Origin of the sequence: uncultured Nonlabens sp. (assembly GCF_947495285.1) — a bacterium.
Classification (GTDB): Bacteria; Bacteroidota; Bacteroidia; order Flavobacteriales; family Flavobacteriaceae; genus Nonlabens.
Genome location: NZ_CANLXZ010000018.1, coordinates 23,524 through 35,550, shown reverse-complemented (window position 1 = coordinate 35,550; position 12,027 = coordinate 23,524). Strand labels below are relative to the sequence as shown.

At 34.2% G+C, this 12,027-nt stretch carries 12 protein-coding genes; 4 read left to right on the top strand and 8 right to left on the bottom strand.

The window, feature by feature from the left end; genetic code table 11:
- Positions 1 to 13 precede the first annotated feature (13 nt).
- The gene (locus Q0838_RS09020; protein ID WP_298953790.1) at positions 14 to 544 is read left to right on the top strand and encodes a hypothetical protein; all 531 of its coding nucleotides are present in this window, start codon (positions 14 to 16) and stop codon (positions 542 to 544) included.
- A 186-nt stretch (positions 545 to 730) separates the two neighbouring features.
- Here Q0838_RS09020 and Q0838_RS09015 read toward each other — a convergent pair whose 3' ends face one another.
- The 4 genes from Q0838_RS09015 to Q0838_RS09000 form a co-directional block, all read right to left on the bottom strand.
- On the bottom strand, positions 731 to 1,696 hold the full coding sequence (locus tag Q0838_RS09015) for a hypothetical protein (RefSeq protein WP_298953788.1): 966 nt from the start codon (positions 1,694 to 1,696) through the stop codon (positions 731 to 733).
- The gene (locus Q0838_RS09010; RefSeq protein WP_298953786.1) at positions 1,683 to 2,714 is read right to left on the bottom strand and encodes a cytochrome c peroxidase; all 1,032 of its coding nucleotides are present in this window, start codon (positions 2,712 to 2,714) and stop codon (positions 1,683 to 1,685) included. The genes Q0838_RS09015 and Q0838_RS09010 overlap by 14 nt, the downstream gene beginning before the upstream one ends.
- Before the next feature lie 68 nt (positions 2,715 to 2,782).
- A complete protein-coding gene (locus Q0838_RS09005; RefSeq protein ID WP_298953784.1) occupies positions 2,783 to 3,577 on the bottom strand; it encodes an MbnP family protein in 795 nt (264 codons plus the stop codon).
- Positions 3,578 to 3,651: 74 nt separating this feature from the next.
- The gene (locus tag Q0838_RS09000; RefSeq protein WP_298953782.1) at positions 3,652 to 4,002 is read right to left on the bottom strand and encodes a hypothetical protein; all 351 of its coding nucleotides are present in this window, start codon (positions 4,000 to 4,002) and stop codon (positions 3,652 to 3,654) included.
- 357 nt (positions 4,003 to 4,359) lie between these two features.
- Between Q0838_RS09000 and Q0838_RS08995 the strand changes: the two genes are divergently transcribed.
- Positions 4,360 to 5,418 (top strand): 3-oxoacyl-ACP synthase III family protein, encoded by a 1,059-nt coding sequence (locus Q0838_RS08995; protein ID WP_298953778.1) that lies wholly within the window; start codon positions 4,360 to 4,362, stop codon positions 5,416 to 5,418.
- An 84-nt stretch (positions 5,419 to 5,502) separates the two neighbouring features.
- Here Q0838_RS08995 and Q0838_RS08990 read toward each other — a convergent pair whose 3' ends face one another.
- Positions 5,503 to 6,228, bottom strand: a complete 726-nt coding sequence (locus Q0838_RS08990) for a peptidylprolyl isomerase (protein ID WP_298953775.1) — start codon at positions 6,226 to 6,228, stop codon at positions 5,503 to 5,505.
- Here Q0838_RS08990 and Q0838_RS08985 point away from each other — a divergent pair.
- Together Q0838_RS08985 and Q0838_RS08980 are read left to right on the top strand one after the other, a co-directional pair.
- Entirely contained in the window at positions 6,219 to 6,866 is a 648-nt protein-coding gene (locus tag Q0838_RS08985) for a CoA pyrophosphatase (RefSeq protein ID WP_298953770.1), read from the top strand. The genes Q0838_RS08990 and Q0838_RS08985 overlap by 10 nt on opposite strands.
- 60 nt (positions 6,867 to 6,926) lie before the next feature.
- Positions 6,927 to 7,730 (top strand): 1-acyl-sn-glycerol-3-phosphate acyltransferase, encoded by an 804-nt coding sequence (locus tag Q0838_RS08980; protein WP_298953767.1) that lies wholly within the window; start codon positions 6,927 to 6,929, stop codon positions 7,728 to 7,730.
- 69 nt (positions 7,731 to 7,799) lie between these two features.
- On the opposite strand, the gene Q0838_RS08975 is transcribed toward Q0838_RS08980, so the two are convergent.
- The 3 genes from Q0838_RS08975 to Q0838_RS08965 form a co-directional block, all read right to left on the bottom strand.
- Positions 7,800 to 9,431: an ABC-F family ATP-binding cassette domain-containing protein gene (locus Q0838_RS08975; protein WP_298953765.1), complete on the bottom strand. Its 1,632-nt coding sequence runs from the start codon at positions 9,429 to 9,431 to the stop codon at positions 7,800 to 7,802.
- Between the two features lie 323 nt (positions 9,432 to 9,754).
- The gene (locus Q0838_RS08970) at positions 9,755 to 10,924 is read right to left on the bottom strand and encodes a methyltransferase (protein WP_298953763.1); all 1,170 of its coding nucleotides are present in this window, start codon (positions 10,922 to 10,924) and stop codon (positions 9,755 to 9,757) included.
- Positions 10,925 to 12,025, bottom strand: coding sequence for an AI-2E family transporter (locus tag Q0838_RS08965; protein ID WP_298953760.1), 1,101 nt, complete (start codon positions 12,023 to 12,025; stop codon positions 10,925 to 10,927).
- Between the last annotated feature and the right edge of the window lie 2 nt (positions 12,026 to 12,027).

The window sequence follows — 12,027 nt, the reverse complement described above, 5'->3', positions numbered from 1 at the left end:
TAGAATAAAAACAATGTCCAACTACATCATTATCCAAACTAAAAATCAAAATAAACTTGAAAAAGCTATTTATGATTTAGTTGATCTATATAAAGACACGAGTTATGCTCATGGTTTACAGTTGTATAGAAAGAAAGGTGAATATGATAAATTTGTTTTGAGATTCAAAAATCAACCTGATTTTGAGCGGTTCAATTACTTTGTGAACTATCTAGATTACCCTATGGGTCTGGATGCGTTTTCTTTTAAAGTTTATGGCTTTTACAACAGTTCACAGCTTTATGAATTCTCTAAATTAAAAAACAGTGGGTGGTTAATGATCTATACAAATCTCAAAGATGAACATGGTGATAACGTTTATATCGTAAATGAAAGTAACAAAACATTTATCTACGATTTTGAAGGAAATTTAACAGAGATCGATACAGGTGTGTTGCCCTATAAATTCATTAGTATTTCTCAAGAAGATTATCACCACATTATCGATGTTCATCCTCCTTCAAAAGATAAGGCTGATAAAAAGCTTTGGTGGAAATTTTGGTAAATTCTGATTAAAGAAGTTATTCTGAAATTACAAGACTTGAAAAAAGCAGTAATACAAAAAACAATAAGTTGATAATTATTGAAAATTAAATTTTATAATTCCGCTTTCGCGAAAGCGAGATGAACATAAAAGCTTAATCACAGAACTGATAATTAGGTCTATGATTAAGTTTTATATATTCTATAATTAGTTCAAAACAAAATTAGCGTACAGTAAAAATTTATTTTGGGATTCTACATCGCCACCAAAAAGGTCTTGAACTAGAGGCAATGTATAACTAGCTCCTAAAACAAATTGATCAAATTTATATTCAGTACCGATACTGCCGTTAAAAATATAACCATCTGTATCCACGAGTTGCTCATTAAACTGCTCGATAGAGTCATAAACATCTGCTGACAGGTCTATGAATGGACTCAAAGCAGATTTAGTAAACGGTATATTATAATACGCATTTGAAGAAACACTGAACTGGTTACCAAATCGGTACTCGTTTTTATTCTCTGTTTTAAAATAATAGGTGGCTAGTGTATTGATTCCTAACTTATTTTTAGAATAGGTATGAGAGACTGATGCTAGAATATCGACACTACCAGTACCTACTTGAAAACCAGGATTGATACGATCTGTGAGTTCTTCTTCAAATTCTCCTGTCGGTAATTTTACACCTAAACCAAAGTTGAGTTGATGTCCCGTGGGAACTTTGTTTTCAAAAATCACTTTATAACCTTCTGGCTTTTCATAAAATACATGTTGATACCAGCCTATAACGGTCACATCGCCTAGTCCACTTATAGGCTCAGAACTGGTATTACGTTTTCTTGATAAATCTTGAAAAGGTACAATCGCATTTATAGAGAATTTTTTAGAAAGCGGTACTTTACTCCATATTTGATTGGTATTAAAATTCTCTTTACTGGTAGGTGAATTTACAAAAATACCATCTCGTGATTCATAGGACTGGTGGATATAACGCAGCCCTATAAAACTTATGTTATTAAGTGTTCCAAAACCTGAACTACCACTAGAGGTAGTACAGCCGCAAAGGTCACAAAATGTTTTTTCTAGATGCGGTGGGCAAGCCGCAAAACTAGATATGCAGTATAATAGTCCTATGGATAATGTGATGAAAGTTTTATTAAAATTCTGCAAAGCGCTCGTCGTTTAAAAATTCTTGATCCGTTAATGTTTCTAAAAAAGCAATGATGCTCTCTTTTTCATAAGTTGTTAAATCGATACCTAGACTACCGTCAGCTTTTACTAGTGATGGATCTATGGTGCCAGTATCTACCATACCTGAGGCATAGTGATCCAGAACAGATTCTAAGTCTGACAGACGACCATCATGCATATATGGAAAAGTAACTGCTACGTTTCTTAGACTAGGCACTTTAAATTTATATAGGTCTTGAGGTATTTCTAATAGGTTATATCTTCCTAGATCATTTAATCTAGGGTTTACTGCTAGACCGTTATTGCGGTAGCTTTGGTCCGTTTGCAAAGAACCTGCATGGCAACTTGTACATTTTTGGTTAAAAGATGCAAAACCATCAGCTTCTATAGTTGTGTAGACCGCTCCTTCATTGCGTTCTACTTTATCATACTTTGAATTTGAAGAAACCATAGTCACCATAAATTGAGATAAGGCTTGTAATAGATGGCTAGAGGTAATCTCTCCATCTTCAAATGCTTTACTAAACATGTTTCTATAACCTTGGTCTGCCTGTAATTTACCTATGACGTTAGATAAAGTCTCACCCATTTCTAGGTCACTAGTAATAGGCTGTAAATCTAGATGTGATGAAGCTCCATCCCATGTAAATGCATTTTGAAAACCTAAATTCTGAATAGGTTGTGCGTTTCTAAATCCTATGTTTCCATTTACTCCATGACTTAAAGTATGCCCATGATGGGTAAAAGCTGATGCCTGCTCGTGACAGAAAGCACAAGCTATTGCCCCATTAGAAGATAAATCTCCTTCGTAAAAAAGAGCTTTACCTAAGGCTATACCGTCTTCAGTTAAAGGATTTGCATCTAGATTATAAACAAGATCAGGGAAATTACTTGGTTTTTGAAAAGATACAAGAATAGGTTCATATCCCTTTTCTATATCATTTTCTGTACAAGAAATCATAAGGATTCCTAGTGCAAATAATATATACTTTTTCATATCAGATAAAATCATAGTAACCACTAGAAGGGTTTTGTTTAAACCCTTCTAGGTTACTATATAGAATATTAGTTATGTACGTGATCTACACTGAAACTACCCATAAAGTTATTTGCGATGATAGGAGTTTCTACTTGATTAGTATGTACCTGGTCATACCCATCTGAAAAATTCAATGAAGATGCTCCATCTAGAATTTGAAGGATATCTGTTACTAGGTGAATCTCACCATGAGAATCTTCTCTTACTCTTGATGTATTAGGTAAGTCTAAAGTGATTTCTCTATAGTTATCTAGAGACGTTCCTACACTACCCATGTGTATATTGAGTGGTTGATCTGTTACGGTAGCGTCAGAATACGTTCCATCTAGACGCATAAATTTATAACCAGAAGCCCATGACCAGAACATACCTGCATCTTGTGCGGTAGTCAAGAAATCTCCCTGACTTGCAGCACCTTGAGCAAATCTAGTCTGATCCACACCGATTCCAAAGGAGATCTTTGTATAGTTAGCAGCTGGTACATTATCAAGTTCTACATAAATTTCACCTGCATTATTTGCATTTGCCTCATCAATAATAAAAATATTATCGCTAGTTGGGTATTCAAATTCCACTCCATTCTCGTCAGTTAACTTGATGTTACTAACGATGTATTTAAGTGTTTCTAGTTTAAAGGATTCTCCATTAGATTTAGAATAAGAAGAGTCAAATATAAAATCCTGATTACCAACAGCATTATCAAACTTAACAGTAAGTTCTCCTGTCTGGTTAGATAGGTTTTCCATTGCGTCATCGTCAGATGAACATGATATAATAGCGATACTTAGAGCTAGTGCTCCTATAGTTTTTGAAAAATTCATTTTTTAAGTTTATTGTAGACGAGATCTAAGACTCACGTCCAAAGTCTTTGTAGTAATAAATACGAAAAATAAACTTATGATATAGGTGGCTTTAAAGGAGCCTCGTACCAGTTATAACTGTATAATAATTGATAAGAGAAATTAATAGAGTGATCTTTATAAATGACGTCACTTTCTATTTGTAACGTCTGTGGAGTTTCTAAAAACACAGGGAAAAAAGCATGTGCTTCTACACTTTTTGAGTCATCTGTTTCAGAGTCGTTAGCTGCGATAAGTTTATTAGCAAGAAAACATTTACCATCACATTTTAATTGTGGTCGTTCTTTGTTTACACAGTAATTCTCTATTATATAATCCATGTTCGTGCCATAAAACACAAATTGACCCACGTAGTACATAGGTCGCAATGCAAATAAAATAAGCATTAAATATGATTATAAAATTTTTCAGGTCTCTTGAATTATTTTGCAAATATAATGTTAGCATCTAAAAAAAGGATCCTATTTCTTAGATTAAAAAACTACTACTTTTACATATATAGGTACCGTTCTTAACTCTAATAATTCATAGTCCAATACATTTTAGTTCATCTGTAGAATAAAGAAAAATAAGCAAAACAAGCTAGTTTACTATTCATCGCATTATATATAATGCAAGAAAAACACCTATTCTTTGATTGATTCTTAACAAAATAAAATTTACCATATATTCCGTAGATAATAATTAGGAATGAACACCATAAATCACTTTTTTTGTTATTCCTAAGTTTGAAAAACAGTTTAATGAGAGCAAAAATCACTGGTGTAGGAAGTCATATTCCCGATGTAGTTAGAAAGAATGAAGAGTTCATGAATCATGAATTCTTAAATAATGATGGTAGTTCTTTCGGTAGCGATAACTCTACTATCATTAAAAAATTTGTTGCTATAACTGGAATTGAAGAGCGCAGGTATATAAGTGACGAGCTTGTTACTAGCGATATAGCAACACTTGCTGCTTTAAAAGCAATAGAAGATGCAAGTTGTGATCCAGAGACATTAGACTTTATAATCATAGCGCATAACTATGGTGACATGAACTCTGATGGTGGCTCTAGCGATATGGTCCCTAGTCTAGCCAGTCGTGTAAAAAATAAACTAGGTATTAAAAACCCTGCTTGTATTGCATACGATGTATTATTCGGTTGTCCAGGATGGATTCTAGGTGTTACTCAAGCAGATTCTTTTATAAAATCAGGACTTGCTAAAAAAGTACTCGTTATAGGAGCAGAAGCTTTGTCTAGAGTTGTAGATCCACATGATAGAGATTCTATGATATATTCTGACGGTGCTGGTGCAGCAGTGTTAGAAGCTAGTAATAATGAGCATGGTATCATAGGACAGGCTACAGCAACCTATACAGAAGAAGAAGCGTTTTTCATATTCAATGAAACTTCTTATAATAAAGAATTACAAGATAAGACCAAGTACATAAAAATGTATGGTCGTCGCATATATAATTTTGCGTTATCCAAAGTACCAGAAGGCATGAAGAGTGCTATGGAACAAGCAGGTGTAGATATCAAAGATCTTAAAAAGATATTTATACATCAGGCCAATGAAAAAATGGACGAAGCCATAGTAAATAGATTCTATAAGCTTTATGATATGGAGGTTCCTAAGGATATCATGCCTATGATTATCCATAAATATGGTAACAGCTCTGTAGCCACCGTTCCTACTGTTATGGATCTCGTCATTCATGATAAAATGCCACAACACAAAGTAGAAAAAGGCGATGTAGTCATGTTTGCTAGTGTAGGTGCAGGAATGAATATAAACGCCATAGTTTACAGATACTAGAATTTATCTAAAATTTAAAAAACACCCCTTGAAATCAAAGATTTCAAGGGGTGTTTTTTTTCTAGACCTAGACATCACAATAACCTAATCTATAATTTCCATATCTATAAAAATATCATTTTTAGGCCAGTCACTGTCATCTTTTTCAACTTTAGAAATAGCGTCTGCCACCTCCATACCTTTTACTACTCTACCGAATATGGTATGCTCATTATCTAAATGTGGGGATTTACTCAAAGTGATAAAAAAGTCAAATGGATCGTGCCAGTTATCTGGATTATTAACCCATTGTTTTGCACTACTTAAAGAACCTCTTTCATGACGCAGGTAAGGTAAAAAATGTGGTTCTAGTTTATAATTTCCTGCACTGGCTCTTTTTAAAGAAGGCAGCGTTTCATCACTATTACCAGCCTGTATAACAAAACCTTCTACCACTCTATGCACAAAAGTGCCATTAAAATATTTATTCTTTACTAGGTAAATAAAACTGGCTCTATAGATAGGCGTTTCTGTAAATAGCTCCATTTCTATGTTTCCATATGTCGTTAATAATCGCACCTTAGTTTCTGGATTTTCTATCCCATAACGAGTAAAAAACACTTGAACACTATCTTGAGGTATATAAGAAAGCAAAGTATCACCACTAGTTGATATTTGTTTCTTATACGTCTTTTCTAAAATACGCTGTGCTCTAGTTAATCTCTTAACCGTATCTTGTTTTTTTACATTTTTGATATCTACCACATGTGGACTATCTTTACAAGAGATACTTAATAGTATAACTACTAAAATCAATACTAGTGACTTCATTTGAGGATTTTTTAAATCAGATTTCAAAACTAAAGAAATTACCACTTCCAGGGCCACAATCTCAGCTTAAAATGGCTGCGGTAGAACGCCTAGAAGAAATACAGAAAATTGCTGTAGAAAAAAAAGAACATAAAGAAGCCTCTGTCATGATGTTGATTTACCCTAAAAAAGACATCCCTTACTTTGTACTGATAGAACGCACGCAATCTACAGGTAAACACAGTGGTCAGATAGCTTTTCCTGGAGGTAGAAAAGAACCCACAGATGCAGATAATAGCATCACCGCACTGCGAGAAACTGAAGAAGAAATAGGTATATTAATGAAGCAGCAACATATAATAAGACCCTTAACCTCTATCTATATTCCGCCTAGTAATTACATGGTTTTTCCTTATCTCGCTTTCGCGAAAGCGGAACTATCATTCACACCTCAACTAAGTGAAGTAAAATCTGTGATAGAAATACCTCTGGAGAGTTTAATCGATCCTAAAAACAACTCTACTACCGTACTGTCTAACAGCTATATGAAAAACGCAACAGTTCCTTGTTTTTATTTTAACAAAGTTATGGTATGGGGAGCAACGGCTATGATGCTGCAAGAAATCAAAGATCTTTTTATTACAGCAGGTTTTAAATAGAATGCAATAGTTTAAAAAGCTATTACTATATTTGTAATTCGCCTAAAATTAAAAAACTACATGGGATTATTTAAAAAAAATCCTTTCGGTCATATATTATTTCTCAAAAAATGGCTCATACGTATTGCTGGTGCATTATCGCACAGACGCTATCGTGGCTTTAATGAGATGGAGATAGAAGGAAGTGATATTTTAAGAAATCTACCTGAAACAGGTGTGCTATTTGTTTCTAATCATCAAACCTATTTTGCTGATGTGGTAAGCATGTTTCATGTCTTTAATGCCGCTTTAAAAGGTCGTGATGACAGCATTAAAAACATAGGTTACTTATGGAGTCCTAAGCTAAATGTATATTATGTAGCTGCCAAGGAAACTATGCAAAGTGGCTTACTGCCTAAAATACTTTCTTATGCTGGCGCCATTACTGTAGAAAGAACCTGGAGAGCAAAAGGTGAAGAAGTAAATCGCGCTGTAAATCCAGACGATACAAAGAATATAGGTATCGCTCTAGAAGATGGATGGGTGATCACTTTCCCGCAAGGAACTACAAAGCCCTTTAAACCTATTAGAAAAGGAACTGCTCATATTATAAAACAGTATAAACCTGTAGTAGTCCCGGTGGTTATCGATGGTTTCCGTAGGAGTTTTGATAAGAAAGGTTTGCGCATTAAAAAACGTAATATTTTACAATCTATGGTGATCAAGGAACCGCTAGAAATAGATTATGAAAACGATAGCGTAGAAAAGATTGTAGAACAACTAGAGTATGCTATAGAACAACACCAGTCCTTCTTAAAAGTAGTCCCTTTAAAGGAAATAGAAGCTCAAGAAGAATTAAATAAGCTACGTCAGTGGGAATATTAAAATAAAGAAAAAGGACCTGAGATTTAGTTTAAATCTCAGGTCCTTTTCTTAGAGATTAATTTTGAATTTCTATAAATTAATATCTGCTATACTTTTTATTCTATTGCGTTCTAAGAATGCATCTATAGTTTCAAAGTGTTCTATCACACGCTGCTCTTTAAATTCAAATACTTTTTCTGATAGCCCTTGTAAGAAGTCTCTATCGTGAGATACGAGAATAAGCGTACCGTCATATGTAGATAACGCCTCTTTGAGCACATCTTTAGACTTAAGGTCTAGGTGATTTGTGGGCTCATCGAGAATTAATAAATTAACCGGTTCTAGAAGTAATTTTACCATAGCAAGTCTGGTTTTTTCTCCACCAGAAAGTACACTTACTTTTTTCTCTAGATCGTCACCACTGAACATAAAACGACCTAATATATTTTTAATCTGTGTTCTTACATCGCCATGTGCAACGTCATCTACCGTTTGAAAAATAGTCAAATCTTGATCTAATAACGCTGCCTGATTTTGTGCAAAGTATCCCACTTTTACATTATGACCTAGTTCACAAGTCCCTTCTACCTCTATTTCTTTAAGAATAGCCTTAATCATAGTGGACTTACCTTCTCCATTACGACCTACAAAAGATACCTTCTCACCTCTAGCGATAGACATATTTGCATCTTTAAAAACTACGTGATCTCCATAGGATTTTGACACATCGTTTACCGTAACAGGATAGTCACCAGAACGAGGCGATGGTGGGAAACTAAGTTTCAAGGCGCTATTATCCACTTCGTCTATCTCGATAATTTGAAGTTTTTCTAGCATGCGCTCTCTAGAGGTAACTTGATTAGTCTTAGAATATGTTCCTTTAAAACGTTCTATAAAAGCCATGTTATCGGCTATAAATTTTTGCTGCTCTTGGTACGCTTTTACTTGGTGCGCTCTACGTTCTTCACGTAGTACTAAGTAATGAGAATAGGTAGCTTTATAATCAAAAATACGTCCCATAGTTACTTCTATAGTACGGTTTGTTATGTTATCAATAAATGCTCTATCATGAGAAATCACCATAACAGCGTCTGCTTTATTTACTAAGAAGTCCTCTAGCCATATCACCGACTCTATATCGATGTGGTTAGTAGGCTCATCGAGTAATATCAAATCTGGTTTTTGAAGTAAGATCTTAGCAAGCTCAATACGCATGCGCCATCCACCACTAAATTCTGTAGTCTGTCTGGTAAAATCTTCTTGTTTAAAACCTAATCCTTTGAGAGCTTTTTCTACTTCGGCATCATAGTTAACGTCTTCTAGAGCATAAAACTTCTCTCCTAATTCTGTTACCTTTTCTATGATTTTCATGTACTCGTCACTCTCATAGTCAGTTCTAACAGTAAGCTCGTTATTAAGATGATCCATCTCTGCCTTCATCTCAAAGACGTGCTTAAACGCTTTGGCCGTTTCTTCAAAAACAGTACAATCATCTTCAGTAAGTAAATGTTGTGGCAAGTATGCAATTACTACATCTTTAGGTGCTCTTACATGACCGCGTGTTGCACTCTGGGCACCTGCGACTATCTTCATCATCGTAGATTTTCCTGCACCGTTTTTACCCATTAAAGCTATTTTATCTGTAGGGTTTATTACAAATGAGACATCGCTAAATAAGGTGGTACCACTAAATTCTACGGCAAGATTATCTACTGTGATCATGATTATATTTTAAGAATGCAAAAGTAATTGAAAAGTATGGGAGTGTTAAGCTTTTGAGTCTTTGAGTAGTGGAGTATTTATTAACTGAAAATCTAATTATCTGTATTTAAACAAATAAAAGCTTGTGAAGATAATCATAGATATTTTAAAAAAGACACCATTAATGTCATTGCTCTAAGCATTATTATAGTGAGCTATAGAATTAAAGATAAAAAAGATATTTGAAGAATTATATAGAACATAATGCCTATCAAGTTTTTTAAAACAAAATCACTTCCTATAAAAAATGTTCATATAAGTTCACATTTAACTACAAAAAAGAACTATAATTTAATGACCTCAATCACAATACTGCCCAATTCTTCAGAACTTGTAAAAAACAAGTAATCGGTTTCATGCTCTGAAAATTGGTATTTCTTACGTAATTGCGCTACAGACTCTTTGTGATTGCGCGTCACAACTCCTCTTGCACTTTTACCGTAAAGCCTTTTAATTTTTTTAGGCTTGTTATCATTTACACTTTTGATTTCAAATGCACGACCTGGGAATTCTATTAAATGCTCTGAAGTAAACAGATGAGCATCTTGATCTAATTTTAACAATGGATATTGTTCTAGGATCGCGTCAAATTCTTGGGATTTCATTACCGCAGCATTCGGTTCATACAAATATTTTAAAGGCCTAGAATAACGCCCTATCGATTTATACTTTATTACAGATTCAAATACAGGTTGTTCTGTTAAAAGATTCACACACTTAACTACCGGTGTACCTACCTGTTCTTTTGTTAGAATCCATAACAATTCTTTTACCTCGTTCTTAACTGCGACTATATGTAGGCTCCTTACATATTCTAACTGCTGTAGTCCAGCTGTTATGTCCAGCATGGGTGAGGTCTTAATCATGATTTGCTTACCTTTTTTTAATAAAAACTCAAGGTTTTCTACCACATTAGGCTCATAATCTTTTAAAAGCACTGCCTTTGAATGGCTCGCTGTTTTGCGACTAGGGTCTATGTATATTAAATCATACTGGGAACTATTTTCTTTTAAAAATTGCAGTCCGTCTGCACAATATGATTTTATTTGAAGACCCTGTACTTTAAAAGAGTGCTGTGCATACTCTTGCAACTGGCTAGATAATTCTACGTGGGTTGTTGTTGGGCACGCTTTCGCGAAAGCGGAAACGTCAACACCAAAACCACCAGTAAGATCTATCATACTATCGATCTTACTTATTTGAGATTTATAAACCGCCGTAGCTTGTGAACTGGTTTGCTCTAGATTTACCTTAGGAGGATAAATAATCTGGTCGTTCTCAAAAAATGATAAAAATTTACTGCGTGCTTTCTGTAAACCTATTAATTGTTGGGTCAACTCAAGGGTAGTTACCTCATTAAAAGGATGTTTCTTGAGCATAAAAGCCGCTGCGTTTTCATGCAAACACGATCTTAAATATTCCGTTACTTCTGGTAAAATTACCTTAAGATTCATCTATAAGTTTTGAGTCAGTTTCTTAACGATTTTATATTCACTCAAGAATTCTTTTGAGATCACCTTAATCGCTGTGTAAGTAGGCACAGCAAGTACTAGACCTAATATACCGAACACAATACCTGCTATTAAAATAACAATAAATATCTCTAAGGGATGTGATTTTACACTTTTCCCAAAAATCAAGGGCTGATTTAAGAAGTTATCAATGGTCTGGACGGCACCATATCCTACAAATACAATGATTAACTGCGGTAAAATAACGTCAGAAAAGTCAGATCCTAGATTATCACTTATCACAAATGCTGACATAAGCACATAACCTATGACAGGACCTAAATAAGGAACTAGGTTCAATAATGCACAGAAAAAAGCAATGATAATTGCGTTTTCTACACCTACTATAAATAGAATAGTACTGTAAAGAACAAATAGAATCAATACTTGAAACACCAGACCTATAAAGTAACGTGACAGGAGATGTTTAATCTTTGTAAAGGCTCTTAAAAACTGGCCTTCATTACCTTTTTTAGAAAATACTAAAACACCTTCTAAGAGAAGACGGCTGTCCTTAAGTAGAAAAAACGATATAAAAAGTATAGAAAATAGACCTATGGCAAAACTGCCTAGCGTGCCAAAAAATCCATTTACAAATTGAGGAATAAGATCCATATTAAAGTCCTGATAGTAATCGGTTTTTTGTAATCGCTCTAATAAATTCACCCTTTTAATACCAAAATAATTACTTACTTGCTCGTTGAGTACTTCTATATTAATCTGTAACTCTTCTAGGTCTATCTGACTCAAATTCTCACTTTGCTCTGTTATAACTGGTATAACCATCATGACGATACCTACGATAATCATAAATAAAAAGAGCAATGTTATAATAACCGCAATGGTGTTATTAAATTTTAATTTTTCTCTCAATAAAAGTACAATAGGTCGACCTATAAGAGAAAAAACAGCTGCTATACCTATATAAGCAAGTACCGACTGGATTTCCCATAAGAACCAAAGTAATACCAGGATACCTAAGATGACACCTATCGCTCTTAGTATACCAAAAGCAATGGATTTAGAATGTACTGCTTTGCTCATAT

What these genes read in the sequence shown, in the direction of transcription:
- Q0838_RS08995 (WP_298953778.1), top strand. Translation starts at nt 4,360, where the DNA reads ATGAGAGCAAAAATCACTGGTGTAGGAAGTCATATTCCCGATGTAGTT.
- Q0838_RS09020 (WP_298953790.1), top strand. Translation starts at nt 14, where the DNA reads ATGTCCAACTACATCATTATCCAAACTAAAAATCAAAATAAACTTGAA.
- Q0838_RS08975 (WP_298953765.1), bottom strand. Translation starts at nt 9,431, where the DNA reads ATGATCACAGTAGATAATCTTGCCGTAGAATTTAGTGGTACCACCTTA.
- Q0838_RS09010 (WP_298953786.1), bottom strand. Translation starts at nt 2,714, where the DNA reads ATGAAAAAGTATATATTATTTGCACTAGGAATCCTTATGATTTCTTGT.
- Q0838_RS09000 (WP_298953782.1), bottom strand. Translation starts at nt 4,002, where the DNA reads ATGCTTATTTTATTTGCATTGCGACCTATGTACTACGTGGGTCAATTT.
- Q0838_RS08980 (WP_298953767.1), top strand. Translation starts at nt 6,927, where the DNA reads ATGGGATTATTTAAAAAAAATCCTTTCGGTCATATATTATTTCTCAAA.
- Q0838_RS08970 (WP_298953763.1), bottom strand. Translation starts at nt 10,924, where the DNA reads ATGAATCTTAAGGTAATTTTACCAGAAGTAACGGAATATTTAAGATCG.
- Q0838_RS09005 (WP_298953784.1), bottom strand. Translation starts at nt 3,577, where the DNA reads ATGAATTTTTCAAAAACTATAGGAGCACTAGCTCTAAGTATCGCTATT.
- Q0838_RS08965 (WP_298953760.1), bottom strand. Translation starts at nt 12,025, where the DNA reads ATGAGCAAAGCAGTACATTCTAAATCCATTGCTTTTGGTATACTAAGA.
- Q0838_RS08990 (WP_298953775.1), bottom strand. Translation starts at nt 6,228, where the DNA reads ATGAAGTCACTAGTATTGATTTTAGTAGTTATACTATTAAGTATCTCT.